Origin of the sequence: Micromonospora sediminicola (assembly GCF_900089585.1) — a bacterium.
Taxonomy (GTDB): Bacteria; Actinomycetota; Actinomycetes; order Mycobacteriales; family Micromonosporaceae; genus Micromonospora; species Micromonospora sediminicola.
The window spans coordinates 1820199-1846320 of sequence record NZ_FLRH01000004.1 but is presented as its reverse complement, the minus strand read 5'-3'; the positions used below and the strand labels follow the sequence as shown (position 1 = coordinate 1846320).

Annotated in this window: 26 protein-coding genes and 1 tRNA gene; 10 read left to right on the top strand and 17 right to left on the bottom strand. The window is 70.6% G+C overall.

Annotated elements, in window-relative coordinates; translation table 11 throughout:
- Window positions 1-45 precede the first annotated feature (45 nt).
- Window positions 46-402: a VOC family protein gene (locus tag GA0070622_RS30250; protein ID WP_091584244.1), complete on the bottom strand. Its 357-nt coding sequence runs from the start codon at window positions 400-402 to the stop codon at window positions 46-48.
- A 147-nt stretch (window positions 403-549) separates the two neighbouring features.
- Between GA0070622_RS30250 and GA0070622_RS33535 the strand changes: the two genes are divergently transcribed.
- Window positions 550-3348 (top strand): ATP-binding protein, encoded by a 2799-nt coding sequence (locus GA0070622_RS33535; protein ID WP_091582874.1) that lies wholly within the window; start codon window positions 550-552, stop codon window positions 3346-3348.
- Between the two features lie 59 nt (window positions 3349-3407).
- Entirely contained in the window at window positions 3408-4118 is a 711-nt protein-coding gene (locus GA0070622_RS30240; RefSeq protein WP_141684645.1) for a hypothetical protein, read from the top strand.
- Between the two features lie 135 nt (window positions 4119-4253).
- On the opposite strand, the gene GA0070622_RS30235 is transcribed toward GA0070622_RS30240, so the two are convergent.
- The 3 genes from GA0070622_RS30235 to GA0070622_RS30225 form a co-directional block, all read right to left on the bottom strand.
- Window positions 4254-5420: an FG-GAP repeat domain-containing protein gene (locus tag GA0070622_RS30235; protein WP_091582867.1), complete on the bottom strand. Its 1167-nt coding sequence runs from the start codon at window positions 5418-5420 to the stop codon at window positions 4254-4256.
- A gap of 97 nt (window positions 5421-5517) precedes the next feature.
- Complete coding sequence (locus GA0070622_RS30230) at window positions 5518-5973, bottom strand: nuclear transport factor 2 family protein (RefSeq protein WP_091582862.1); 456 nt, start codon at window positions 5971-5973, stop codon at window positions 5518-5520.
- Between the two features lie 71 nt (window positions 5974-6044).
- On the bottom strand, window positions 6045-6488 hold the full coding sequence (locus GA0070622_RS30225) for a nuclear transport factor 2 family protein (RefSeq protein WP_091582859.1): 444 nt from the start codon (window positions 6486-6488) through the stop codon (window positions 6045-6047).
- Window positions 6489-6632: 144 nt separating this feature from the next.
- On the opposite strand from GA0070622_RS30225, the gene GA0070622_RS30220 reads away from it, so the two are divergent.
- Window positions 6633-7196, top strand: a complete 564-nt coding sequence (locus tag GA0070622_RS30220) for a TetR/AcrR family transcriptional regulator (protein WP_091582856.1) — start codon at window positions 6633-6635, stop codon at window positions 7194-7196.
- Window positions 7197-7535: 339 nt separating this feature from the next.
- Here GA0070622_RS30220 and GA0070622_RS30210 read toward each other — a convergent pair whose 3' ends face one another.
- The gene (locus GA0070622_RS30210) at window positions 7536-8513 is read right to left on the bottom strand and encodes a CPBP family intramembrane glutamic endopeptidase (protein ID WP_091582848.1); all 978 of its coding nucleotides are present in this window, start codon (window positions 8511-8513) and stop codon (window positions 7536-7538) included.
- A gap of 21 nt (window positions 8514-8534) precedes the next feature.
- A complete protein-coding gene (locus GA0070622_RS30205; protein WP_091582845.1) occupies window positions 8535-9185 on the bottom strand; it encodes a hypothetical protein in 651 nt (216 codons plus the stop codon).
- A gap of 98 nt (window positions 9186-9283) precedes the next feature.
- Here GA0070622_RS30205 and GA0070622_RS30200 point away from each other — a divergent pair, with 98 nt between their 5' ends.
- The gene (locus tag GA0070622_RS30200) at window positions 9284-9892 is read left to right on the top strand and encodes a TetR/AcrR family transcriptional regulator (protein WP_091582841.1); all 609 of its coding nucleotides are present in this window, start codon (window positions 9284-9286) and stop codon (window positions 9890-9892) included.
- A 568-nt stretch (window positions 9893-10460) separates the two neighbouring features.
- Here the strand turns inward: GA0070622_RS30200 and GA0070622_RS30195 are convergent.
- Both GA0070622_RS30195 and GA0070622_RS30190 read right to left on the bottom strand, forming a co-directional pair.
- Complete coding sequence (locus tag GA0070622_RS30195) at window positions 10461-11723, bottom strand: ATP-binding protein (RefSeq protein WP_091582838.1); 1263 nt, start codon at window positions 11721-11723, stop codon at window positions 10461-10463.
- A gap of 190 nt (window positions 11724-11913) precedes the next feature.
- The gene (locus GA0070622_RS30190) at window positions 11914-12801 is read right to left on the bottom strand and encodes a LysR family transcriptional regulator (protein WP_091582835.1); all 888 of its coding nucleotides are present in this window, start codon (window positions 12799-12801) and stop codon (window positions 11914-11916) included.
- A gap of 189 nt (window positions 12802-12990) precedes the next feature.
- On the opposite strand from GA0070622_RS30190, the gene GA0070622_RS30185 reads away from it, so the two are divergent.
- The 3 genes from GA0070622_RS30185 (at window position 12991) to GA0070622_RS30170 (ending at window position 14768) form a co-directional block, all read left to right on the top strand.
- A complete protein-coding gene (locus GA0070622_RS30185) occupies window positions 12991-13794 on the top strand; it encodes a GNAT family N-acetyltransferase (RefSeq protein ID WP_091582832.1) in 804 nt (267 codons plus the stop codon).
- A 193-nt stretch (window positions 13795-13987) separates the two neighbouring features.
- Entirely contained in the window at window positions 13988-14380 is a 393-nt protein-coding gene (locus GA0070622_RS33360) for a hypothetical protein (protein ID WP_245666911.1), read from the top strand.
- Window positions 14381-14692: 312 nt separating this feature from the next.
- A tRNA-Arg gene (locus GA0070622_RS30170) sits at window positions 14693-14768 on the top strand.
- Window positions 14769-14877: 109 nt separating this feature from the next.
- Here GA0070622_RS30170 and GA0070622_RS30165 read toward each other — a convergent pair.
- From GA0070622_RS30165 to GA0070622_RS30145, 5 genes are read right to left on the bottom strand one after another with little or no spacing between them, the layout of a single operon-like run.
- The gene (locus GA0070622_RS30165) at window positions 14878-15264 is read right to left on the bottom strand and encodes a VOC family protein (RefSeq protein WP_091582823.1); all 387 of its coding nucleotides are present in this window, start codon (window positions 15262-15264) and stop codon (window positions 14878-14880) included.
- A 10-nt stretch (window positions 15265-15274) separates the two neighbouring features.
- Window positions 15275-15748 (bottom strand): AAA family ATPase, encoded by a 474-nt coding sequence (locus GA0070622_RS30160; protein ID WP_091582819.1) that lies wholly within the window; start codon window positions 15746-15748, stop codon window positions 15275-15277.
- Between the two features lie 15 nt (window positions 15749-15763).
- Entirely contained in the window at window positions 15764-16501 is a 738-nt protein-coding gene (locus GA0070622_RS30155) for a class I SAM-dependent methyltransferase (RefSeq protein ID WP_091582815.1), read from the bottom strand.
- Between the two features lie 48 nt (window positions 16502-16549).
- Window positions 16550-17383, bottom strand: coding sequence for an inositol monophosphatase family protein (locus tag GA0070622_RS30150; RefSeq protein WP_091582811.1), 834 nt, complete (start codon window positions 17381-17383; stop codon window positions 16550-16552).
- A 4-nt stretch (window positions 17384-17387) separates the two neighbouring features.
- Window positions 17388-18512 (bottom strand): hypothetical protein, encoded by a 1125-nt coding sequence (locus tag GA0070622_RS30145; RefSeq protein WP_091582807.1) that lies wholly within the window; start codon window positions 18510-18512, stop codon window positions 17388-17390.
- 169 nt (window positions 18513-18681) lie between these two features.
- Between GA0070622_RS30145 and GA0070622_RS30140 the strand changes: the two genes are divergently transcribed.
- Entirely contained in the window at window positions 18682-19476 is a 795-nt protein-coding gene (locus GA0070622_RS30140; protein ID WP_176710596.1) for a 6-phosphogluconolactonase, read from the top strand.
- 124 nt (window positions 19477-19600) lie between these two features.
- Window positions 19601-20377: an HAD-IIB family hydrolase gene (locus tag GA0070622_RS30135; RefSeq protein WP_091584240.1), complete on the top strand. Its 777-nt coding sequence runs from the start codon at window positions 19601-19603 to the stop codon at window positions 20375-20377.
- A 54-nt stretch (window positions 20378-20431) separates the two neighbouring features.
- Here the strand turns inward: GA0070622_RS30135 and GA0070622_RS30130 are convergent, their stop codons facing one another.
- Entirely contained in the window at window positions 20432-21274 is an 843-nt protein-coding gene (locus GA0070622_RS30130) for an SDR family oxidoreductase (RefSeq protein WP_091582799.1), read from the bottom strand.
- A 164-nt stretch (window positions 21275-21438) separates the two neighbouring features.
- Between GA0070622_RS30130 and GA0070622_RS30125 the strand changes: the two genes are divergently transcribed.
- Window positions 21439-23226: an adenylyl cyclase gene (locus GA0070622_RS30125; protein WP_091582795.1), complete on the top strand. Its 1788-nt coding sequence runs from the start codon at window positions 21439-21441 to the stop codon at window positions 23224-23226.
- A 45-nt stretch (window positions 23227-23271) separates the two neighbouring features.
- On the opposite strand, the gene GA0070622_RS30120 is transcribed toward GA0070622_RS30125, so the two are convergent.
- From GA0070622_RS30120 to GA0070622_RS30110, 3 genes are all read right to left on the bottom strand, one after another.
- A complete protein-coding gene (locus GA0070622_RS30120) occupies window positions 23272-23865 on the bottom strand; it encodes an ATP-dependent Clp protease proteolytic subunit (protein ID WP_091582790.1) in 594 nt (197 codons plus the stop codon).
- A gap of 126 nt (window positions 23866-23991) precedes the next feature.
- The gene (locus GA0070622_RS30115; protein WP_091584238.1) at window positions 23992-24633 is read right to left on the bottom strand and encodes a helix-turn-helix domain-containing protein; all 642 of its coding nucleotides are present in this window, start codon (window positions 24631-24633) and stop codon (window positions 23992-23994) included.
- A 107-nt stretch (window positions 24634-24740) separates the two neighbouring features.
- On the bottom strand, window positions 24741-25967 hold the full coding sequence (locus tag GA0070622_RS30110) for a hypothetical protein (protein ID WP_091582786.1): 1227 nt from the start codon (window positions 25965-25967) through the stop codon (window positions 24741-24743).
- Window positions 25968-26122: the final 155 nt, after the last annotated feature.

The following is a 26122-nucleotide window of genomic DNA, read 5'->3' as shown; positions in this document are numbered from 1 at the left end:
TCGTGTGGTTCGGAACGTGGTCGGCGGCTCGGGCGAGCCGGTCGCTCAGCTGTCCTGGATCAGGCCCAGCAGGTTGCCGTCGGGGTCGGCGACGGTGGCCACGAGGCGACCGCCGCCGACATCGTGGGCGGGCTCGGTCACGGTGGCGCCGGCGGCGCTCAGCTCGGTCAGCTTCGCTTCGACGTCCGGAACGTGCCAGTAGGCCACCGGCGAGGTCAGGCGCTGCGGTCCACCGCCCGGCACCAGGCCGATGTGCTGACCCGCGGCGTCGAAGCCGACGTAGTAGGACGAGTCGACCGTGGGCGGCACGCCGAGCAGGGCCGCGTACGTCGCCTTGGCCCTGCCCAGATCGGACACCGGATGCAGCACGGTCCTGATCCCCTGCGCGGAAGAACTCCCCATGATCACTCCTTCGGTCCGCGGGCCTCGGCCGGCCCGGACGGGTGTGTGCGCACAGCATCTCCTCGGGCAGGTCCCGCCCGGATCCGTGCCGGCCACGGAGTCGACCACGGAACCGGCACACGGAGAGACGTGCGACAGAATGGGGTGATGGTCGACGTCTCCCCTCGCGAAGCCGAGGTGCTTGCGCTGGTCGGAGACCACCTCAGCAATGCGGAGATCGGAGCGCGACTCTTCATCTCGGTGCGTACCGTCGAGACGCACGTCTCCTCGCTGCTGCGCAAGCTGGAGGTCCCGGACCGCCGTGCGCTCGCGCAGCGGGTGCCGGAGCTGACCGGCAGAGGCGCCGCTCTTCAGGCGCCGGTCCTACCGGCCCCGCTGACCCCGTTCGTGGGGCGGGCGCGCGAGTGCGCCGAGCTGACCGAACTCATCCGGGCACACCGTCAGGTGAGCGCGGTCGGTCCGGGCGGAGTGGGCAAGACCCGGCTCGCGCTGGCGGTCGCCTCGCGGGCCGGTGGCGAGTATTCCGACGGTGTGTGGTTCGTCGATCTGGTCCCGGTGGCCGACTCCGGCATGATCGCCGCCGCGGTGGGCGTGGCGCTGGGCCTGGGTGAGCAGCCCGGCCGGGACATGACCGAGTCCGTCGTCACCGCCCTGGCCGACCATCACGCGTTGCTGGTGCTGGACAACTGCGAACACGTGCTGGACGGGGTGGCGCTGTTCCTCGAGCGGCTGTTGGCGGCGTGCCCCGATGTGACGGTGCTGGTGACCAGCCGGGCACGGCTGATGGTGCCCTTCGAGCGGGTCTATCCGGTGCCGCCGCTGTCGCTGGCCGTCAACGGCGAGTCGGACGCGGTCGCGCTGTTCGTGCAGCGGGCGGCAGCGGTGGGCTGGCCACTGGATCCTCCGTTGCGCGACCAGGTCGCCGCTATCTGCGAGCGGCTGGACGGAATGGCGCTGTCGATCGAGTTGGCCGCCGCGCGGTATCCGACGCTGGGGCTGGACGGCATCACCGCCGCCCTGTCCCATCCCCTGCGGATGCTCACCGGGGGCGCCCGGGCCGACGACCGGCACCGATCGGTGCGCGCGACGCTGGACTGGAGTCACGCCCTGTTGGAGCCGGCCGACCGGACGCTGCTGCGCCGGGTGTCGGTCTTCGTGGCGCCCTTCTCCACATCGGCGGCGACGGAGGTCACCGGCGCGGAGGAGGGCATCGTCGCCGACGGCCTGGCCCGGCTCGCCGAACAGAGCCTGCTGACGGTGCGGGCCTTCCCCGGCGGAACCGAGTACCGGCTGCCGGAAACCATCCGCCAGTACGGCACGGAACGGCTCGCCGAGGCCGGCGAGTTGACCGACACCCGGTCCCGGCACCTTCGCTGGTGCCTGACCAGGGCCACCGACCTGGCCGAGGTGCGGGCGGACTGGCGAGCCCGGTTCGACCCGGTGGCGGACGACCTCCGCGCCGCCCTGTCGTGGGCGGCCGACCGTCCGGAGCAGCGCCCGGACGCCTACCGCCTCGCCCGTCACCTGGCGGAGCTGACCTTCGTCCGAACCCTGATCGGCGAGTCTCAGCTGCGCTACGAGCAGGCGGCCGCGCTCGCCGGCGAGCCCACCGCCGAGGCGGCGATGCTCAGACAGGCCGCAGCCGTGGCCGGATGCCGCATGCGCGGCGACGACATGTACCGCCTCTACCGGGCGGCCGCCGGGGCCGCCCGCCGAGCGGGAGACGACGCCGGCGCCGCCGCCGACCTGGCGACCGCCGCCACCAGCTCCTACCGGTTCTGGAGCAAGTTCGCACAACTCCCGCCGGCGCAGGAGGCGATCGCGCTCACCACCGAGGCGCGGGACCTGGCCGGCGACGACCCGGCCGCCCAGGCCGCGGTGGCGCTCGCCGAGGCCGGGGTGCTCACCGACGCGTTCGGCGCCGCGCAGGGCCCGCCCGACAACGACGTACCCGAAACGATCGCGCGTGCCGAGCGGGCGGTCGCACTCGCGCACCGCACTCGCGACCCGCTCGCCGAGTCCGCCGCGCTCGACGCGCTCACCGGCGCCCAGTGCTGGGCCGGCGAGACGTTCGCCAGCGCGGCCACGGCGCGGCGCCGGGTCGCGCTGCTCGCGTCCCTGCCGGCAACTCCGGCCACCACCCACGAACTACTCGACGCTCTCGGCAATGCCGCCGAGGCCGGCCTCGGGGCGGGAGACCTGCCGGCCGCCCGCGGGTGGGCGCGGCAGATCGCCGACCACCCGCTGCTCGCGGAGGTCGGTCACCGTGCCACGAGTTGGCTGCTGGTTGCCGACGCGCTCGCGGGCGACACCGACGAGGTGCTCGCCGGCAGTGTGCGGTTCCTCGACGCGTGGCAGCGGGCCGGCCGCCCCGCCAGGTCGGTGCTCGGTCCCGCGGCAGCCGGTGCCGCGATGATCCACGGGCTCCGCGACGACCGGGAGTCCCGAAGTGTCTGGGTCGATGTCCAGAGTCGGCTCGGCACCTCGCCGGAACAGATCCACGGCTACGGCGCGGTCTTCGATGCGATGCTCCTGCTGCACCGGGGGCAGGCGGCAGAGGCGCTGGAACGGATGGCGCCCGATCCCGGCTCGGTCTGGAAGTCGGTCACGTGGGTGTGGCTCCACTGGTATGTCGCACTACGCGCCGAGGCGGCGGTGCTCGCCGGGAGCCCGAGCGCTCGTGACCACCTGGCCGGGGCCTGGACCGTCGTGGCCGGCAACCCGGTCGCCGAAGCCATGGTGCAACGAGCCGCAGCCCTACTCGACGGCGATCAACGGGCGCTGCTCACCGCGGTCGACGCGTTCGACGTCGCCGGCTGCCGATACCAGTCCGCACGAACCCTGATGTTCGCCGGTGGCGTCCACGCCACGCGCGGCGCGGCCACACTCGGCGACCTCGGCCTCGCCCCGATGGGTTCCTGCCGATTCCCGATCGCCTCACCCTGAGTCAGTGGCGTATCCGTCGCGGTTTCACCCGTTGGTCGGCGTCGATAGGCTGTCGTTTTGTGAAGAATCACGACGACCCGATGGAATCCGAGAAAGTGCCGGCGGCGGCCGGCGGCCGGCTTTCGTGGTTCAACCGCAACGGCACAGGTCTTCAGGCAATTGCCGCGCTTACCGCCATCCCCGTCAGTGCCGTGGCGGCGGTCTTCGCCGTCCAGGCGTTCAAAGATCAACAGCAGGTCAACCGTGACCAGATCAGGTTGAACCAGATCGCCCGGGAGCGGTACGAACGGCGCTACGCCTCCCGCGTCGCTTTCTGGATCGCCGACGACGACACCTCCGCGTCCGCGAAGCCGCAGTCGTCCGGCCTCGTCGTCGTCGCGACGGTCTCGATGCTGAACAGGTCACCCGTCCCGCTCCGAGATGCCGCGATCTTCGCCATCGCGCAATCCGGGGAAGCGGTCTTCTGGCAGCAGCAGGACCTCAGACCATGCGAGAAAGTGGACGTGGAACTGCTGGCCCACGTGAGCACAGCCGGGCGTCTGAAGGATGCCGGCAACAGGTTCGTGCTGTCGCTGGCGTTCCGAGACCCCACCCGGCTTTGGCACATGACCAACGACGGCCTGTTCCCCTTGGACGGCTACGGAAGCCATGTGGAGAACTACATCTGGGAGGGCGTCAAGTCCGGGAACACGCTCACCGGATCCCCGCTCGTCTACTCGTCCCTGATCCGGAAGCGGGCCGGCGTCACCGACTGCGGCGAATCGGGCTGACTCGTCACCGCAATTCGTCGTACGTTCTCCTCGCGCGCCTGCTACCCGAGCGGCGGACGCCGTGGCGACGCCGGCTGTGGGCCAGGCGGCGGGCGGCGAGGCCGGCCCGAGCACGTGGCCCACAGCCGGCGAGTGTCAGAGCTGCCGAAGGACAGCCACCTTGTCGTACGCGACGGCGACGACGTCCGGCTTCCCGTCCCCGGTGACGTCACCGATGGCCAGGGAGTCCGCCTGGGGCCCGACCCCGTCGACCCCGTTCGTCGTGTACCCGGCGAGATTCCCGGTCGACCGCTGCAGATAGACGCTCACCGCGAGCCAACTGTTGTGTGCGACGACCAGGTCCTCGCGGCCGTCGCCGGTCAGATCGCCGACAGTGAGGCCAGAGGGACTGTCGTATGCGGGATACCTGGTCGGCGCCGTCGCGAGCCCATCGGCTCCCTGCGCGAATACCTGGACGCCGGCGTCCGGCCTGTTACCGTCGACGCTGGTCACCAGGTCGGCTCGGCCGTCGCCAGTCACGTCACCGACCGCCGCCCCGGAGCCGATGCGGCGAAAGCCGCTGTCATCGGCCGGCGTCCGGTAGGTCGTCGCCGGCCCGAAGGAACCATCCGCGCGGCGCAGCCGCACCCACGTGCCGTGACGGTAGAACTGTGCGAGGTCGATGCGGGCATCTCCGTTGAGGTCGGCGGCGAACACCTGGTTCACGGGTGCGCCGGTGATGATCGGCCCGGTGACCGTCCGATATGGCTGGAACGCATGCGCCGCAGTCTGCCGGTAGATCCTGACCTCGCCCTGTCGTGCGTCGACGACAAGATCCGGTCGTCCGTCCCCGGTCATGTCCCCGATCGCCACGTCCCCGGCACCCCCGGAGACCAGCAGCGGCGCGGCGAGGCGCCCGCCACGCTGAAACAGCACATCGACGCCGGCAGAGGACGACATCGCTACGTCCGTACGGCCGTCGCCGTCGATGTCGGCGACGGCGAGTTGCACGTTGCTGTTGTAGCCGCCGTGCGCCTTGATCCTGGTGGGAGCGCCGAAACTGTGGTCGGCTCGCTGGTCGAAGACCAGCACAGAACTCGTCTGCGAGCCGTCAACGGCATCAACGCCGACCACGATGTCGCGTCGCCCGTCACCGGTGACGTCGGCGACAGCGACGGCGTTGGTCGCGGTCGACCCCGTGGCGAGGTACGTAGCGGCCGCGAATGTCCCCGCACTCGCCGCCTCAGCGGCCATCGGCACCGCGGCCCCGGCCGCCATGGCCAGCGTCGCGGCGATACCTACTCTTGCACCTTTGTCCATCATGCCCCCGTTGCGTCATGGCCCTCGATCGATGCTTGTTCACGCGCCACGTGCCCTGATCACCGGCGCAGCAAACCCCTGCCGGCCTGGGAGACCGTGGTCACCCGGGTCGCTGTGCGAAGACCCCGATGTTTCCCTCGATCCAGATGGGTCGGGCTACCAGCCTGCTGATTCGCCATCGCTCGCCTGCGCGGCGCAGTTCGAACTCGTACGTGCCGCCGTTGTGCCACAACCGTCCGCCCGGCACGTTGTCGCGTCGTAGCCAGGCCAGCACGTTCGCGGTTGCGGTGGCGGTATCGCCCGTCACATCGGCGATCACCCCGGTGACCACGTGCTGTGTGCCATCCAACACGCCGAGCTCCCGTCGCCACCGATCTACCTGCTCGGGGCCGGGGAGAGTCTCTGCTTCGCCGCCGCTCATCGCGGTGTAGTCAACGACCACGGTGTCGGCGAGCGTCGCCACCAGGGCGTCCCAGTCTCGGCGATCCACGAACCAGGCGTACTCGGTGATCACCCGCTGGATGGCCAACTGGTCAACAAGATCCTCTTGATGCATGCCGTGACTCCTTTTGTGGTGGCCGGCGTGAAGGGGCGCCGTGACTCGAGGCGCCCCTTCATGCCGATGGGTCAGCTGGCGTCGAAGGCCGCGTACAGGCTGCTGTCGCCGGTCGCGTTGAGCGCTTCGGCCGCGACCAGCGGGTTCCAGAAGTCGACGTAGCGGCTGATTTTTCCCTCCGCCGTCTCCACGACGGAGATGTAGGTCTGGTTGTACGGCTTGCCGGTGCTCAACGCCTGGCCCACGGACGTGAACTCGGCGATGACCAGGGTGGGGTCGATGGTCTCGTGGAAGCGCAGGTCGACGAACTCCACCTTGAAGTGCTCGGGGAAGTTCCGCATGTAGTCGAACAGGGCCTGCTTGCCTTCGACCTTCTTCGGGAAGTCGGCCGGGCCGTACGGGAACTCCAGGACTCCGTCGTCGGTGAACAGGTCCACCCACTCCTCGATCCGTCCGGATGACAGGTACTCCAGGTGGTTCTTGAAGGCTTGCTGGGCGGTTTCGCGAACGCTCATGGCGTTTGTCCTCTCCTTTGTGTTTCCGATGGGTGCTGAAGGCGCCCGGGTCGCGGCGGGCCGGCCTCCTAACGCGAATATCTTCGCGTCAAACCATAGCCCGTGCGGAGGCAAACGCCAAACCCCTCGCGTTAAGATTGCTCCGTGAGTGACCAGCACCAGTCCCGCCCCGGTGGACGCACCGCGCGAGTCCGCGCCGACGTCCTACGCGCAGTCGACGACCTGACCACCGAACAACCGCTGGCCCAACTCACCCTGGCTCAGGTGGCGGAGCGTTCGGGAGTGCACCTGGGCACCCTCTACCGGCGCTGGGGCACCCTCGACGGCCTACTGCTCGACGCGGTCGCCGAACGCCTCACCACCGGCTCGCCGATACGCGACACCGGCAACCTCCACGCCGACCTGGAGGACTACGCCCACCGCGTCGCCGAAGACCTGTCCGGCCCAGATGGACAACTACTGCTGCGCACACTGGTCGCCGTCCGTCTCGGAACGAGGGCGGAACTACCACCCGCCCTCACCCGACGGTTCGACGAAATGCAGGCACTACTCGATCGGGCTCGCGCACGCGGCGAGAATCCACCCACACTCCAACAGGTCGTCGACATCGTCGTGGCGCCGCTGTACACGGCCCTACTGTTCGGCACCACACCAGCCGATCCAGCCACCCTCGTCGACCGCCTGATGAGGCTTCACCCCGACCAGTGACCCGGACGGGCGCCGCTGCGTCATCCCCTAGCGATGCCCGTCCTCGTCGGCCGTCAATTCAGGTCGCAGCGGCCTTCGCCGGCCAGGTCGGCCTCGATGCGTCGGACGCGATCAGCAGAGGCCGGTGGGGCGACGCGCAGGGCCTCGTCGCGGAGCACAAGGGCATGACGGGCGCAGGCCAGAGGCTCGAGTGGGCCCGGGCGATCGGCGACAGGCAAACGAGCGTCACCGATCCGGTTGAACGCACGCGACCGCAGAACCTGGTCGATGCAGTCGTCGACTGCTGACCGGCGACGGCGGACGAGCGGCGGCCCCAGGTCCGGGGCCGCCGCTGCCCCGTCACGACCGTGTGTGGCGTGGCGACGTACTGCGGCCCGCGGTAAGTGCTGGTCCTGTCTTTCGGGTATGCCACCACATGGTTGCGGTGATGACGACGACCGCAAAGGTGGGGACGAGCTGGTACGGCGTGCCGACTCCGGCTGAGCGGTCCTGCAGTGCGCTACCGAGGTCCACCCGCAGGGACACGGCCAGGATGAGGCTGAACGTGTTGAGTACGGCGTGCAGCATGACCGCTATCTCAAGCCCGCCGGTGCGCCAGGTGATGATGGCCAGACCGGTCCAGAGCGTGAAATACCAGACGATGATGTACGGATCCGTCGCGCCGTGTGCGGCCGTGAACAGTACGCTCGAGAGCAGCACCCCGGCGATCAGCCCCGCCCGTGGGCTACGGGTCCAGCTTCCGATCACGCGGAAGATCAAACCACGCACGCCGTACTCCTCGCCCGCCGACTGGAGCGGGGTGAGGAGGGTCGTGGCGAGGAAGATGGCGACGAGGTCGGTCTGCGACCAGGGGACCTCCTCGACGGGCGTGAGGGCTCCGAGGGCGTTGACCACCAGCCAGGCGGGACCGAAGATGAGCAGCGACTTGCCGAGCAGGTCGAAGCGGAACCGCGACGTCACGGAGTGCAGGGACGCACCGGGCACGCCGTAGAGCCACCGCTGGATGAGCATGCTCCACGGAATGAGCAGGCCGAGGGCGAACATCGAACTGGCATGGTAGAGCGGCGTGTAGTCGGTGCCACCCAGGATCGGCGGGGTGTTCCCCATCCGTACGTCGATGAGCGCAGCCGCTCTGCCGATGACCGTCGGGAAGACGACGAGCCCTGCCAGCAGGAGGAGGATCGCGAGAACGCCGCGACCGATGCGGCGTTCTTCGCCGGCGAGTACCCGGTGGTATTCCACTCCGGTGGGGACTGACGGCCCGTTGCCCGGCTCGGCCGGAATGGGTGGTGAGGTCGGCTTGTTCGTGGTGGTCATGGCTTCCTCCAGTGGATGGGGTCACTTCCCGGCGTGGTCGAGCACGCTGTGACGCAGGCGGAGTGCCCGCTCGGTGCTCCCCAGTGCGGCCCCGACGGCGAGGGCGAGGTTGAGCCAGATCGGCAGGTGAATGGGCGAGTCGAAAGTTCCGATGTTCTCGGCGATCGGGGGGATCCGCGACATCGGTTCGGCGAGTTGCAGCAGGTTCAGGCCCACGCCGATGAGGAGCATCAGCACGGAGAGAAAGCTGATCGAGCGGCTCAGCGTCGGGTGTTCGTGTTCGACGCGGGCGCGGCGTCCTTCGGCGGACTTCGGATCCGGAATGAGCGGGTGCTCCGCGCCGGCGGTGGTGACGTAGTGGCAGCGCTTGAGCCCGAATGCACTGATCGCCACTTCGATGATGCCGCCCTCGACGGGGAAGACTGCCGGGAGCTTGGACTCGGCGTGGTGTCTGCCGTCGAGATACAGGTGCGCTCTCGCCTTGCCGCCTTCCGGGTCGGTCCGGCGTGGGATGTCGACGGCGTACACCGTCTGCCGGCCATCCCCGTCGGCCAGTGGAAGGTGGAACAGTGCGCGGAAGGGTAGCTGCCACCAGCGGAGGCGTTTCAATGCCCGCCCGTCTCCGCTCTTGATGCGCTTGGCTGCCCGCCGTTGTCGCCAGTCCTCGATCACGTTCCCTCGCTCGCCGTCGACCGCCGCTTCTCACTAACACGCTGTACTAGTGGCAACGCTAGCACGGCGTGCTAGTACGATGTGACAGGAGGTGGCGGATGACACGGGACGACGGGAGCACCGGCTCGCGGGAACGGATCCTCGCGGCCGCGGCGGCGATGCTCGCAGAGGATGTGACCGCACGGTTGAGCGTGCGTGCGGTCGCGGCACGGGCCGGGGTGAGCACGGGCTCGCTCAGGTTCCACTTTCCGACCCAGCGCGCGCTGCAGGACGCCGTGCTCGCCAGAATCTACGACCACATGTTCCCTGATGACCCGATCCACGACCGATCGCTGCCCGTCCGGGATCGACTGGTCAACTGTCTCCGGCAAGTGCTCGCCCCCGCCGGCGTCGGGGAGCAAGCACGTGAGGCGTGGGGCAAGGCGTACCAGATGTTCATCGCACCCGAGCCGAGCGAGGAGGTGCGCGCGGCGTATCTCGCCCTGGAGCGAGGCGGGTGGCGCCGTATCGAGTACTGGCTGACGGTTCTCGCTGACGAAGGCGCGCTTCCCAGGGAGGACCACGCACGCCGAGTGCGATTCCTGCTCACCGTCCTCAATGGGCTCTCCATCGCACGAGCCCTGCCCACCGAGGACTCGATCCTGAAGTCCGAAACCGAAACTCTCTATACGGCCGTTGACTGCGTCCTCAGCGCCCCGACCGCATGAGCGAGTAAGCCGCGCTGTCCCTGTCCGTCAGGATGAGTTGAGGTCAGCGGCTCGTAGCAAGTCCCTCGGACAGTTCAGGATCGAGAAGCGTTGAATACTGCTGTTGACGTCGCGACGGCCCAGGACGGGGTCATGAGCCGCAAGAAGGTCCGCGTTCTGGCGGGCCGCGGGTACGCCGGTCGTTCACGCCGGGGCAGGAGCTGGAGCTGCTGGCCACATATGAGCAGGCCGTCGCGGCTGGTGAGGGCGGCGCGTTCCTACGGCGTGAGGTGGTCCTGGGCTGGGCGAACGGGGGTCGGGGGAACGTGGGCCACTCCCGCCACCCCAGGTGAACCCCAGGTCGCTAGACTGCGCCCTCGCGCCCTCGTGGCTCAGGGGATAGAGCATCGGTTTCCCAAGACGACGCTCCGCCGGTGCTCGCAGGCCGATGACCTGCGGCTTTCCTATCGTCCCCTGTTGCGTGCCGGTCGCTTCGCGGGCTCGCTGCGATCGCTTGCCGAAGATCAGCAGGCCACGCCTCTCGGTCTTCGGTAGCCCTGAGGGGCTGAGGAGCGACTTGTGAGCGGGCTCAGTCTGTTGTCGAGGCGGGAACCTGCCACAGGGCGCTGACCGGCATGGCGCGGAGCCTGTCGCCGAACGGCAGCGTTGAGGTTCCGGTGTAGAGGACGATGCCGGCGATGAAGTCCTCGCCGAGGCGGTCGGCGAGTCGGCGTAGCCCGCGGAAGTCGTCGGGTCCGACGGTCGTGGCCGCCTTCACCTCGATCCCGACCACCTGGCCGGATCTGTTCTCGAGCACCGCGTCGACTTCGTACCTGCTCTGGTCGCGGTAGTGAGAGAGGTCGACGGGCTGCTCGGACCAGGTGAGCTGGCGGGAGAGTTCGGACAGGACGAATGACTCGAGGAGTGGGCCGAACGGTGCGCCCGGCCGGAGCAGTGCCCGGGCGTCGGTCGCGATCTCGTTGGCGGCAATGCCCGAGTCGACGAAGACCAGTTTCGACGCGGCGGTGGCCCGGGTGCCCAGATTGCGGGACCAGCCCGGGATCCGCTTGATCAGGAAGATCTCTTCCAGGGCCTGGAGGTAGCGGCCGATCGTCGGTCGACTGAGCCCGAGGGCGGATTCGAGGGAGTTGGCGGCGATGATGGTCGCGGACCTGGCCGCAAGCAGGCGTACCAGTTTGCGTAGCTCGCCCTTGTGCTGGATGTCGGACAGCTGCCGGACATCGCGGTCGATGAGCGCCTGGACGTAGGCGTCGAGGAACCGTTGGCGGCGGCGTGGGTCGGTACGGGTGGTGGCCTCGGGTAGCCCGCCGCGCACTATCCTGGCCGCATAGTCGGCGCGGGTCACCTCCGACTCGTGTCGCAGGTCCGGACCGAGCGTGAAGACTGCGTCGATGAATCCGTCCGGCTCGGCGTCGAGTTCTCCTTGGGAGAACGGCCAGAGTTCCACGGTCTCCATCCGGCCGGGCAACGCGTCCGGGGCGGCAACCATGCCGAACAACCGTGACGAGCCGGTGAGCAGATACCGGCCCGGACGAGGGTCTTCGTCGACTGCTGCCTTGATGGCCAGCAGTAGTTCCGGAGCGCGCTGGATCTCGTCGATGACCAGGAGTTCGGAGGAGTCCACGAACCCGACCGGGTCGGCGATCGCCGCCGCCCGGTCCTGAGCCCGATCAAGATCGCGGCGCTCGGCGAGACGATCGCCGGCGACGAGGCGAACCAGGGTGCTCTTGCCTGCTTGGCGTGCTCCGCTGATCAAGACAACGCGGGTGTCCGCCAGAGCGGCATTGACCTGCGCGGCGGCGCGGCGGGGGATCAGATGCGGTGTGGGCACGGCTCCATCGTAGCGGCCGAATTTTCGATCTGCGGGAGCACGGGCTTTCGATTTGCGCGGGCCTTGGCGTTCCGTTTGCAGCGCTTTGATGTTCGATTTGCGGGTCTTCGGACGTCGGCACGAGATTGTCCGGCGCTCGGCGTGGAGCCGCAGTCACGACCTGGCGGTGGAAAGGGCGGCGCCGGGCCGGCTATGTCGTTCGCTGTGCCTCCGTGGCGGCCCGGACGAAGGCGCGTACAAGGGCGTTCTCGCCGTCGCCGCGCCACACCGGCGCGTAGTGCAACACCGGTCCGTCAGTGATGGGCAGGAAGGTGATGTCGCCTCGCTGTCGGGTGGATGCCACGTCCGACCCGATCGGAGACACGACGTCACCACGGGCGATCGCCCGGAAGGCCTCCTCGAGGGTGACGATGCCCAGTCCGCGCCGGATGGGTCGTCCCGCCGGGGTGGTGGACGGGGTGTGCGCCTCCCACACGTAGTCCGGAATGGGTCCCTCGGGGTAGACCACCGGATGATCGCCGAGATCCTCCAGCTGGACGCTGCCCCGGCCAGCCAACGGATGACCGGCAGCCACCGCGAGCACCAACTCCTCCCGGTGTAGGACCGGCCCGACCGTGAGGTCGGGCTCACGGATGGGCAGCCAGAGAATCCCGATGTCGACCGAACCGGCCCGCAGCGGCCCGAGCGGGTCGGTCGGCAGGATCTCGCGCAGGCGCAGCTCGCACTGCGGGTGCCGCTGCCGGAACAGGTCGAGGATGGCTTCGACCGACTGGTAGTGGGTGGCCATCGTGCCGATGGTCAGCGTGCCGGCCTGGCCGCGGGCGGTGGCGGTGGCCTCCTCGATGCCGGAGATGATCTCGCTGTAGCCGGCGCGGAGACGGTCGCGCAGCCGCTCGCCCAGAGGGGTGAGCCGAACAGCACGGCTCGTACGCTCGAAGAGGCCCCCGCCGATCCGGCGTTCCTGCTGTTTGATCGACTGACTGACCCGCGACTGGGACACGTGCAGACGCTCGGCCGTACGACCGAAGTGAAGCTCTTCGGTCAGTGTCAGGAAGATCTCGATATCGCGCAGCTCCACCGGACGGCCCTGTCTCCGATCGTCGTGGCCTGGGACTGGGCAGTCTACGGCCGCGACGAGAGCGGGCGGCGCGAGCGTGGCGCGGACCACCGGCCGTCGCGGGCCCGTCGGCGATCGATCACCGCTGGCTAATGCGGCGATGCGATCTTCTGCGTTGATCGGCCAGGGCGGCCGGGCGATGGTGGACGCATGAGCGAAAGCGTGATCGACATAGTGGCCGTGCCGGATCATCTCGGCACCCCACGCTGGCACGCTGTGACCTCGCCCGGTGTGGTGGCCGGGGTCGCCGGCCTGCGTCCGGTCATGCCGTTCGGGTACGAGCTGCCTGAGGCACCGACCGCCCTGGAGCCGGACACCCTCGAGCTGAACCTGTACGTGCAGCCGCAGTGGCGTCGTCGAGGGATCGGATCGCGGCTGCTGGCCGCCGTCGGCGCACACGCGGTGGGCCGGCGGTTGATCGTGGAGACCAGCCCGGGTTCCGCCGCGCGGTCATTCTGTGAGCGGCACGGATTCCGGCGCATCGGATCCGGGAGCCATGAACTGCTCACCTACTGCGATGTCCACCATGCATGGCTGGGTGAGTTGGTCGATGTCGAGCACCCCGGATACCGACTGCGTCACTGGACCGGGGATCCGTGCGGCGCGACCAGCGTCGAGCAACTGCTCCGGCATCCGAGCCGTCCCGGTGCCGCGGTGGTGAGCGCCGCCGAGGCGGACGGCGGGGTGGTCGCCTATGTCCTGGCGACGACAGGTGCACTGCCGCGGCGTCGCGCCCGCCAGTACGGCCCTGCTGTGCTCGTCGGTCATCGCGGACGACGCCTGGGGCTGTGGGTCAACGCCGCTCTGCTCACCCGACTGCGCGAGGTCCATCCACACGTCGAGGAGATCGAGACCCGCACCGCCGACGGGGACTCCGACCTGGTCGCCCTGCGTCGACACCTGGGCTTCCGCCCTCTCGGGCGGCGTATCCGTTACGAACTCACCCTGCCGTAACCGGCGGCCCTGACTCCGATCCACCGGTACGTCCGGGCCGAACCGTGCCCGATGAAGAGAGGTTTGTCGTGAAAAATCCTGTCCGCCTCCGGTCGTGGGTCGCCCCGGTCGGGAGCCGAGACCCGCCCGGTGATCCCGGGCCGCCACCCGGCGGTCGCCACCTGCCCACGTCAACATCAAGGAGCTCACCACCGTGTCCGTCAACCTTTCCACCCAGGACAAGCTCACGCTTCGCACGGCCGCATACGGCGCGGTCACGCTGCTGTCGGCCGCCGGAGCCGCCGGCGGCTCACCCCACAGGATCGCCACCGATGGGTCCATCGCCCTCGCCTCAGCAACCGGCCTGGTCGGGCATGTGCTCGCGGAGAAATCCACGGGCATGGACCTGAGTGGCGGCTCGGTGGCCCAGATCGCCGATCGCGTGTTGCCCGCCCTGACCGAGGCGATGCGCCAGGCTCTACGAACAGCACGGTTATGCCGTCGAAGGCCGACACGCCGGCGAGTTCCTGATCGACGGCACCTACGTCGACGACATCAGCCTGAGCAAGTGCCTGACGCCGTCCTCACGACGGAACGTCTGAACTGATGAGCAGACGCGCCAGCCGGGCGTTCTCCGCCCGTAGCCCGCTCCGCCTCCCGGCGAAGATCGACGAACTCGGCCACCGCATCCTCGCGCATCGAACTCCGAGCACCCCGACGCCGGTCCGCTGTCCTCCGCCGAAGGCCTCGAAGGGGACCGCCGTGCTGGAGGCGATGATTGAGGAGGCCACCGTCGACACGGTCGAGACTCCGTGTGTGGTCCTGGGCTGGACGAACGGCGGTCCGGGGAACGTGGGTGAACGTGGGCCACTCCCTGCCACCCCAGGTGAACCCCAAGGTCGCTAGACTGGGCCCTCGCGCCCTCGTAGCTCAGGGGATAGAGCATCGGTTTCCTAAACCGTGTGTCGCAGGTTCGAATCCTGCCGGGGGCACCAGATCAAAGCCTTGATCGGCGATCACTGTTCCCCTTTCCGGGGCCTGCGTGCCCACTACCGGCCTGATCGCCTCGTCGGCGTGACCCCGGGCGGACGAACCGGAAACCGCTCAGCCGACCTTGGAGACGATCTCCACGAGGTTTCCGTCCGGGTCCCGCAGCAGGGCGTTGCGGTTGCCGTTGCCCGAGTCGTGCGGGTCCTGAACCGTCGGTACGCCGGCGGCGGCCAGCCGGGCGAAGGCCTCGTCGACGTCGTGCGTCCACACGACCAGCGCCATGGCGGGCCGTCCCGGCTCGGCGGCGACGCCGTGGGCGCGCCGGGCCGCCTCGACGGTGCCGAGCCCGAGCGTGAACCCGCCGAGGCGGAACTCGACGTGCTCCGGGACGCCCTCGGTGGGCGTCCGGAACGTCTCGACGAAGCCGAGCAGGTCGCGGTAGAAGCGGATGCCGGCCTCGATGTCGGAGGTGTAGAGATTGACGAGGGCGCTTTCGAACATGCGTCCGACTCTACCCGCCGGCGAGGCGCTCCAGGTGCCCCACGACGCTCTCGACCGGCGCCGACGCGTCGACCTCGGCGGTGGCGGTGGCCCGCAGCAGGGGCTCGACCTCGGCGAGGTTGCGCAGGATCTCGGCCCGTTCCTCGGCCCGCTTGCCGTACGGGTTGTCGGTGCGGTCGGCGATGCGCGTCAGCAGCACCTCGGCCGGGGCGCTGAGCAGCACGACGTGGTCGAAGCTCGGGTAGAACCGGCCCTGGTTGCTCCTGCACCCGGCGACGAACAGGTGCCCGGCGCGGTGCCCGGTGAGCAGGTCGGTTATCGCGTCCTCGCGCCAGATCCAGTCGGACGAACCGTCGGGCAGGGGCACCCACCGGCTCCAGCGGTCGGAGTCGGTGTCGACGGTGCGGTGGCCACGCGCGGCCAGCATCCGCAGCGCAGTCGACTTGCCGGTGCCGGACATGCCGGTGACGAGAACCTTCGCCATGGCCGGGAGCGTAGGTCAGCCGGGCAGTCGGTAGACCGACACGTGCGAGCGCGACTCTCCGGTGAACTCGGCGCCGGTCCAGTCGGCGTGCCGACTCTCCAGGGCGAATCCGGCCAGCTCGCCCATGAGGTCCAGCTCGGACGGCCAGACGTAGCGGTGCGGGGTGCGGAAGATCTGCGCCTCCCGGCCGGCGCCGAACCGGACGTGGTGCGACACCACCCGCTGCCGCAGCACGTCGTAGGTGTCCAGGCCGATGTATCCGTTCTCGGTGTGCCACACGGTCGCCTGCCGGCCCGGGGGGAGCTGACGCAGCTCGGGCACCCACAGCTCGATCACGAACCGCCCGCCCGGCCGGAGGTGGCGGGCGGCGTTGCGGAAGCAGGCCACCTGTTCGGCCTGGGAGAGCAGGTTGGCGACGGTGTTGTAGACCAGGTAGACCAGGCTGAACTCACCGGGCACGGTCGCGCTGGCCATGTCGCCGACCACCACCGGGATCGTGGCCGCGTCGACCTTCGTCCGCAGTCGCTCCACCATGGGTACGGAGAGCTCGATCCCGCTGACCGGCACGCCGCGTTCGGCCAGCGGTACGGCCACCCGGCCGGTGCCGACGGCGAACTCCAGGGCGCGTCCGTCACCGGCGAGCGCGGCGAGGCGGTCGACTGTGGGCCCGAGCACGTCCGGCGCGAACATCCCGGTGCCCGGGGTGTCGTAGCGCCGGGCTGCCTCGGCGTCCCAGATCTCCTCCTGGCGCATCGGTCCACCATGGTCGCGTCCGGTGTGCCTGTCGACCGGTTTACCCCGTCAGCCGGCGAGGTGCGCCCGAACGTCCCGGTGCAGGCTCGGGTTGGCGATGGCGAGGATCCGGTGCCGCCGCACCTCGCCACGCCCGAGGCCACGGACGATCGCGCCGAAGTCGATCGGCTCACCGGCCGGGTCGGTCACCCTCCCGCCGGCTCGGGCCACCAGCTCGTACGCCAGCGTCTCGTAGGACGGCTGGCCGAACTCGTGGTCGACGAAGCCGTCCACCTCACCGACGGCGATGCGGGCGGCGACGATGGCGCCGTCGACCGTACCGAGCAGCTTGGGGCCGGCGAGCAGCGTCAGCGGCGGGTGCTGGCGGCGGTTGCGCTTCAGGAGCGACACGACCAGGAACGCGTCCTCGACCCGCTGGACACTCGAGCAGGTCGCCGCCCGGGTGTCGCCGCCCAGGGTGGAGACGTGTGCCCCGGTGTCCGGGCCGGCCCAGACGACGCGCGGGATCTGGATGTCCGCGATGGCGCCGCTGAGGAACTCTCCCTCGACGGTGTACTCGTACACCGCCACCGCCGACTCCCGCACGCCGTGGAAGGTCAGGGTGGTGTTGCAGTACGGGTCGCAGACGATCATCCGGGGATCCGCGCCCAGTCGCACCAGGCCGGCTTCCTCCGAGAAGACCTGGCCCTGGAAGCCCCGCCGGCGCAGGGCGTCGAAGAGGACCTGCTCGGCGACGTCGTCGACCTTGTGGGCGGTGTGCCCACCGCCCTTGTCCTGGGTGACCTCGCCGAGGTCGGTGGTCGCGACGGCGTCGGACAGGGCCGGCCGCACGGTTTCGGCGATCTCGGCGGCCAGGTCGAACGTCAGCGGTCGGTGCGCCACTTCCTCAGCCTCTCGCCTGCTCGTCGGCTTCGATGTCCGCGAAGCATCTCTGGCACACCGTACGCCTGCTCGCGCGGTGCAGCCGGCTCCGGCGCCGCCAGATCAACCGCGTCGTGCACACGTCGCAGTAGTGCGGGGGCAGGATCTGTTCCCGCACGGCGACGAGGATCGCCGTGCCGAGCAGGCCGAGCAGCACACCGAACGCGTAGCAGACGACCTGGCTCACCCGGCGCAGCTCGCTGAGGTCGGTGATGGTGAGAACGGCGAACAGCGTGGCCGGCGCGTACAGCGCGATCGACGTGGCGAAGATCCAGGCGCCGGGGCTGCGGCTGTGGATGTCGGCCGACCGGTAGAAGCCGGTGGACGGCCGCACGGCCTGGAGGACGGGCGGCGCCAGGGCGAGCGCGAGGGTGACCGCGGCCATGTCGGTGTAGCCACCGAAGACGAGCGCGATGGTCAGGGCGGAGGAGAACAGCCCGACGCATCCGGCGAACGGCAGCATCGCCAGGTTGCGGAAGCGCGATTCGCTGTGCAGCCCGAAGAGGTACGTGATTTCGGCCCGCCCGGACGGATAGAACCCGATCTTCCGTACCGTGCCGGGCCCCACTCCCTGTGCCAGCGAGTGGTATTCGGAGGAGTCCACCCGGCACCGCAGCGACAGTTCCGGCGAGTGCTCGAGGTTGATGACGGTGCGGGGGACCGAGGCGGTGCGGACGGCGAAGCCGAGCCGCCAGGTCTGGAGCACGCCGTCGCCACCGACCAGGAAGAACAGGCTCGCGCTCGTGAAGGTGATGTGCAGTCTCCCCGGTACGCCCCGCAGTTCGCGTGACGGCACCTGGACGACCAGGCAGGAGTCCGTGGTGACCGGACGTGTGCTGAGGGCACGTCCGCCGCCGGTGACGCTCAGGTCGGTGACGCGGGGCGGCGCGGTGCCGGTCGCCCGGAGGGCGTCCAGAGGAAGGGGCACCGCCAGTTCGACGAGTGGCGTCCACGGGCTGCGGCTGCGGGCCGGCACGGGCATGTCGATGTCGACGTGAACGGTGCCGACGTAGGTGGCCGGCGCGTCCGCCACGCGAAGGCGGACCACGGCCGCTCCGCGCTCGGCGTATTCGTGCAGGAGGTCGTGCACCCGAATTCCGTCGAATCGCTGCAGATTGGCGCTGAGGTCTGATGAGACAGGGGATGACACCATCGGCCTCCCTCGACCACGGAAACAGCCGGGCGGGTATTGACGACGGTAGCGCGGGACGCAATAACGTCTTCTCGTCGAACCATTCCAAAGTGGTAGGAGAATGGCCGTGCCGGTCCGTTCCGTCGTGTTCGCCACCGCCGAGGATCTCGCGACCCAGACGGCACTGGAGATCGCCCGCGGCCTACGCGCTGCCGCTTCGGCAGGCCGGCGCTACCTTCTGGGCTGTCCCTCCGGACGCAGCGCCACCCGTACCTTCCGGGTGCTCGCCGAGGTGGTGGCGGAGCGGCGCATCCCCGTCTCCGGTCTCGTGGTGGTAGCGCTGGACGCGTACGTCCAGACCGTGGCCGGCCGCTTCGTGCCGGTGCCGGCGGATCGGCACCACAGTTGCGAGCGGTACGTCACGACGGAGGTCGTCGGACCGCTCAATCGAGGGCTGCGGCCGCCGGATCGGATTCCCGCCGCGCAGATCTGGGTCCCCGGGCCCGACCGTCCCGCCGATCTCGACGCGCGGATCCGCGAGCACGGGGGGATGGACCTGCTGATCCTGGCATCCGGTTCGGGCGACGGTCATGTCGGCTTCAACGGGCCGGGCTCGGCTCGGCAGAGCGTGACGCGTGTGGTCCGCCTGGAGGATTCCACCCGCCGGGACAACCTCCGCACGTATCCCGCCTTCGGGTCCGTGGGCGAGGTGCCCACGCACGGCGTCACGATGGGGATCGCCACCATGGCCGACCTGGCCCACCGGGCCGTGCTGCTCCTGCCCGGAGCGGAGAAGGCGGCCGCCTTCCGACGCGTGCGGCGGTGCCGGGACTACGACCCGCAGTGGCCCTCGTCGGTGGTCGCCGCGTGCGCCGACGGGGTGGTCTACGCGGACGTTTCCGCTGCCCACGGCCGCGACTGAGCGGCGGAGGCGATAGCCTGCGACCAGAAGGCTGCGTGGCGTGACGATCGGGGCTCGCGGACGCCGGAGGGTCACCGTCGGTACCCTGCTAGTCCTGGCCTGCCCGCGACGACATGAGGTGTTCGTGAACGATCTTCGAGTGGTGGCGTTCGACCTCGACGACACCCTGGCGATTTCCAAGTCCCAGATCGATCGTCGGATGGCGGATCTGCTCGGCCACCTGCTCACCGAGGTGGACGTCCTGATCATCTCGGGTGGGCGGTTCGAGCAGTTCCAGTCGCAGGTGCTGACCCACCTCGACCTCACCGAGGAGCAGCGCGCCCGCCTGCACCTGATGCCGACCTGCGGCACCCGCTACTACCGCTGGTCGGACGGGGACTGGCGGCAGGTCTACGCCGAGGACCTGACCGAGGCCGACAAGGCCCGGGTCGTCGCGGCGCTGACCGAGTCGGCGCAGGCGCTCGGCCTGTGGGAGGCGAAGACCTGGGGCGACATCATCGAGGACCGGGGCAGCCAGATCACGTTCTCGGCGTTGGGGCAGTCCGCGCCGCCGGCCGAGAAGTACGGCTGGGACCCGGACGGCGACAAGAAGAAGCGGCTGCGGGACGCGGTCGCGGCGAAGCTGCCGGACCTGGAGGTCCGTGGTGGCGGCTCGACCTCGATCGACGTCACCCGCAAGGGTGTGGACAAGGCGTACGGCATGCGGAAGCTGCTGGAGTGCCTGGACCTGAAGATCGACAACGTGCTCTTCGTCGGTGACCGGCTCGACGTGGGTGGCAACGACTACCCGGTCAAGGCCATGGGCATCCGCAGCGTCGCCGTCACCCGCTGGGAGGAGACGGCCGACTACGTGGAGAGCCTGGTCGACGACCTGGTGAAGCAGCGCGCCGAGCGCGCCTGAACGACGCGGCGCGCCTGGCCGCCGCCACGGGCGGCCAGGCGCGCCGACCGGTCCTCAGAGCGCGGCGCGGATCGCCTCGGCCAGGGTGGTCGGCTCGCGGCCGAGCAGCTTTGCGAGGTCGTCGCCGACCTCCAGCTCGCCGCGGGCGATCCCCCGGTCGGCGTCGGCGAGGACTGCCGCGTACCCCTCGGGCAGGCCGGCGGCGACCAGCGCCTCGGTGAAGCGGTCCGCCGGCAGGTCGGTGTAGCCGACCGGAACGCCGGTCTGGCGGCTGACCTCGGCGGCCAGTTCGGTGAGGCTGAACGGCGCGCCGCCCAGCTCGTACACCGGGGTGTGGTCGTCGCGGGTGAGCACCACGGCGGCGGCCTCGGCGAGGTCCGCGCGGGTGGCGGCGCTGACCCGCCCGTCGCCCGCCGCGCCGGTCACTCCGTGCTCCCGGTACGCGTCGAGCTGGCCGGTGTAGTTCTCCAGGTACCAGCTGTTGCGCAGGAACACGGACGGCAGGCCCGAGTCGTGCAGGAGCTGCTCGGTGTCCCGGTGTTCGCCGGCGAGCAGCAGGCCGGAGGTGTCGGCGTGGGCGATGCTGGTGTAGACCACCAGCCCGACGCCGGCCTCCCGGGCGGCGGTCACCACGTTGGCGTGCTGTGGTCGGCGACGGCCGACCTCGCTGCCGGAGACGAACATCAGCTTCTCGGCGCCGGCGAAGGCGGCGCGCAGGGAGTCGGGGTCGTCGTAGTCGGCCCGGCGGGTGACGACCCCGTGGCCGGCGAGGTCGGCGAGCCGGTCGGTGTCGCGGCCGACCGCGATGATCTCCCCGGCCGGTACGCCGCAGTCGAGCAGCGCGGTGACGATGAGGCGGCCGAGCTGGCCGGTGGCCCCGGTGACGGCGATGGACATGGGCGCGCTCCCTGTGGTTGCGAGTTCAACTTTCTTGAGGCGCAACCCTCGCGGCGTCGAGATCCTTCCCGGTTCCGGAACCGGCGGGCTCTGGCGGGATCGACGGCGATGAGGTAGGAACGGCCAGGAGAGCGCTCTCCCACCATCACCGAACAGGCAGGCAGATGCGATCACCCGACCCCTCCCGCCGCCGTTTCCTCACGCTCACCGCCTCGGCGGCCTCGCTCACCGCCCTCGGCCTCCCGGCCGGCGCCGCCGTCGCGTCCCCGCCGGCACGCCCGACCCGGGAGCCCGACTTCGGGCCCCACGTGCACGTCTTCGACCCGAGCACGCCGGCCGCGGAGATCCAGTCCACCCTGGACCGGATCTTCACCGCCCAGGAACACAACGAGATGGGCTTCGACCGCTACGCCGTGCTGTTCAAGCCCGGCCGCTACGAGGTGGGCGCCCGGCTCGGCTACTACACGACCGTCGCCGGGCTCGGCGCGCACCCGGACGACGTGGAGATCCACGGTGCGGTCCGGGTGGTCGGGCAGCCCGACCCGAACTCACCCGCCGGCATCTCCGCGCTGACCAACTTCTGGCGCTCGGCGGAGAACCTCGCCGTGAGCCCCACCGACTGGTCGAACCAGTGGGCCGTCTCGCAGGCGTCCCCGATGCGCCGGGTGCACATCAAGGGCGTGCTGTGGCTGGAACCCGGCAACGGCGGCTACTCCAGCGGCGGCTACATCGCCGACTCCAGGGTGGACGGGATCACCATCAACGGATCCCAGCAGCAGTGGCTCACCCGGGACAGCGAACTCGGCGGCGACTGGACCAACGGAGTCTGGAACCAGGTCTTCTCCGGTGTGGTCGGCGCGCCCGCGCAGGGTTTCCCCGACCCGCCGTACACCACGCTGCCGACCAGCCCGGTGACCCGGGAGAAGCCGTACCTCTTCGTCGACGGCGCGGGCCGCTGGCGCGTCGCCGTGCCCCGCCCGCGCCGGGACACCGCGGGCACCACCTGGGGCGCCGGCGGGGCGCCGGTGCCCTCGCTGCCGCTGTCCGACTTCTACCTCGCCCGGCCCACCGACTCCGCCCGACGGATCAACACCGAACTCGCCCGGGGCCGGCACCTGCTGCTCACCCCCGGCGTCTACCACCTGGACCGGGCGCTGCGGGTCCGCCTGCCGAACACCGTCGTGCTCGGCCTCGGCATGCCGAGCCTCGTGCCGACTGGCGGCGACGCGGCGCTGCGGATCGAGGACGTCGACGGGGTACGGATCGCCGGGGTGCTGGTGGACGCCGGGCCGGTCGAGTCGGAGGTGCTGGTCGAGGTCGGTGGACGGCACTGCCACCGGTCGCACGCCACGAATCCGATCTCGCTCCAGGACGTCTTCTTCCGCATCGGCGGCCCGTACGCCGGGCGCGCGGTGACCAGCCTGGTCGTCAACAGCCGGCACACGCTGATCGACAACATCTGGGCCTGGCGCGGCGACCACGGCCGGCCGGGCACCATCGGCTGGACCGTGAACACCGCCGCCACCGGCGTGGTCGTCAACGGCGACGACGTGACCGCGTACGGGCTCTTCGTGGAGCACTACCAGCGCTGGCAGACGATCTGGAACGGCGAGCGCGGGCGGACCGTGTTCTACCAGAGCGAGCTGCCCTACGACCCGCCGAGTCAGGCGGCCTGGCGCAGCCCCACCGGCAACGGCTGGGCCTCCTACAAGGTGGCCGACCACGTCCGCACGCACGAGGCGTGGGGGCTCGGCGTCTACGCGTACTTCAACCAGGGCGTGGACATCCGCTGCGACCGGGCGATCGAGGCGCCGCGCCGGGCCGGCGTGCGGTTCCACGACGCGATCACCGTGTTCCTGAACGGCAGCGGCGGGATCGAGCGGACGATCAACGAGGCCGGCACCCCGGTGGTCGGCTCCTACGGCACCAGCCCGGTGGTCAGTTACCCCTGACCGTGGCGGACGGCCCGGCCGGCGCGACCGGCCGGGCCGTCCGGCTCAGGCGGCGAGCTGGTCGACGCGGGAGAGCACCTGGTCGACGAGGCCGTAGTCGCGGGCCTCCTCGGCGGTGAACCAGCGGTCCCGGTCCCAGTCCCGCTGGATCTCCTCCAGCGTGTGCCCGCTGTGCTCCGCGATCAGCTCCTGCATCGTGCGCTTCACGTGCAGCATGTTCTCGGCCTGGATGGTGATGTCGGCCGCCGTGCCGCCCATCCCGCCGGAGGGCTGGTGCATCATGATCCGCGCGTGCGGCAGCGCGAACCGCTTGCCCGCGGCCCCGGCGCAGAGCAGGAACTGCCCCATCGACCCGGCCATCCCCAGCGCCAGCGTGGCCACGTCGTTGTTGACGTACCGCATGGTGTCGTAGACGGCCATGCCGGCGCTGACCGAGCCGCCCGGCGAGTTGATGTAGAGGAAGATGTCCCGCTCCGGGTCCTCCGCCGCGAGGAGCAGGATCTGCGCGCAGATCTGGTTGGCCGAGGCGTCGGTGACCTCGGTGCCGAGGAAGATGATCCGCTCCTTCAGCAGCCGCTCGAAGACCCGGTCACCGAAGGCCGGCTGCCCCTCGTCCAGCATCCAGATGCCACCACCCATGACCGCCCACCTCCGTGCCGCCGGTGGGCGGGGAACCGCCCGGCGAGCCGGCGGTCTCCAGCGTCCGTCGGGCGCACCCCCGCGGCCCAGGCTTTCTGCCCGGGGCAGATTCGCCCTGGGCAGAAGCTACGCGGCGACCGCGCGCCGCCGGCCGGCGCGGGCCCGCCGCCGGGCCACCGCCGGCGAGGTACGCGGACGCGGGCGGACGGTCGGGGCGGAGGGGGTCGGCCAGATCCGGATGCCGCCGCCGAACCCGATCGGGGTGGTGGCGTCGAGGGCGGGGCCGACCGGTGTCGGCCCGAGCCGCTCGGCGCGCCGCGCGCCACCGAGCAGGGGCATGGCGGTGACCGGCCGACGGGCGACCGGCGGGCGGAGCGAGACCGCCGGCCGCTGGGCCACCGAGGTCCGGGGCGACGTGGTGGGCCGGCGGGTGACGGACAACCGGGGCGGGCCGACCCGCAGGTGTGGGCCGGTGCGGGCGGCCGGCGCGCGGTCGAGGCGGGCCAGCGGAATGGCGGTGCCGACCGGCGTGGGCCGCTCGCGGCGCAGCTCGTCGCGCGCCTCTTCCAGCAGGTCGGCGAGGTGGATCCCGAGCGCCCGGCAGATCGCGGCCAGCACCTCGGAGGACGCCTCCTTGCGGCCGCGCTCGACCTCGGAGAGGTAGGGCAGGGAGACCCCGGCGGCCTGGGCCACCTCGCGCAGCGTGCGGCCCTGACGCAGGCGGATCCGCCGCAGCACTCCGCCGATCACCCGTCGCAGCAACGACATGCCGGCCTCCTCGCGGTCGCCGTTCGCCGACGCCACCCATCATGCCCTGTCCCGGCGGGTCGGACCGGCCCGGTCGGCCCCCGTGGTGCCGACCGGACCGGTTCCGGTCACCGCCAGACGACCGCTCGGCTGTGCCAGCTCGGCGAGACGAAGTTCGCCTGCCCGGCGATGACACCGGCGTCGTTGACGTTGATCGCGACGCTGCTCACCGCCCCGTCCGGCAGCGGCAGCAGCTGCGAGCTCGCCGTCGGCGACGGCCAGATCATCGCCCGGCTGCCGGTGCCGTCGGTGCCGATCACCAGACCCGAGTCGTTCAGCGACTGTGCCGTCGGGGAGGCCGAGCTGGTGGCCAGCCGGCGCATCGTCGCGCCGTCCCAGAAGAACGCGGCGAACTGGCCGTCGGCGGTCCAGCTCGTGCCGACCACCTGACCGAGATCGTTGATGCCGTTCGCGACGCTGGTGGGCCCGCCGAGCGTGCCGAGCGACCGGAGGACGCCGTCGCGCCAGACGAACGCCTGGTTGACGAACGGAGGGTCGGTCCACTCCTTGAAGCCGTAGGTGCCGGTGACCGTACCGGCCTCGTTGACCGCGGCGGCACTCGCGCCCGGCGGCGCGTCGATCGTGACCTCGGTGTCCCCGGTCCGGACGAATGCCCGCCGTCCGGTGAAGCTGTCGGTCACGTGATAGACGCCGACGATCCGGTCCCCGGCCGTGTCGAACGCGATCGAGAAGATGCCGCCGGTCAGCCCGAGGTCCTGGATCTTCCCGTCCACCCAGGCGACGGCGTGGCTGCTGCCGTCGGCGGCCTGGGCCGTGCCGACGATACGACCCCGCTCGTCGATCGCCTGGGCCTGACTGGTGCGGCCGCCGAGCGTGCCCAGGTCCTCGATCCGCCCGTCGACCCACCGCACCGCGTGCCAGTCGCCGTTGGCCAGTTCCGCCGACCCGACCACCACCCCGGCCGAGTTGACGTCGTAGGCCGTGGTGCTCCGGCTGTCGTCCAGCCCCGGCAGCACCTCGGCGGTCCGCTTCGCCGTCGGCATCGGTGCCGGAGTGCTGGGGGCCGGCGTGCCGGACGGCGACGGCGAGGCGGTCGGCGTCGGGCGCGCGGTGGGCGAGGGGGACACCGTCGGCGTGGGCCGCACGGTGGGCGTCGGCGAGGCGGTCGGCCGGGGGGAGACGGTCGGTGACGGGACGGGGGTGGGCTTCGGCCGCGTGGGCCGGGTCGTCTCCGGCGGGCGGTCCCCGGGCCGACCCGCCACCGCGGGCGACGCGCCGGCCAGGGCCGTCCCGAGGACCACGGCCAGCGTGGTCAGTGCCGCACGTGTACGCATCCGACTCCCCCTCGTCACGATCGGTGGGTTACGAGTCTTGCCCAGCGGCACGTCGATGAATGTGACGAGATCCTTACCGCTCGTGCGGTGGAGGGCCGGTCCCCGGCCCGGCCGGCCGGTTCGGGGCGTACCCGCTATCTTGAGGGCGTGCAGGC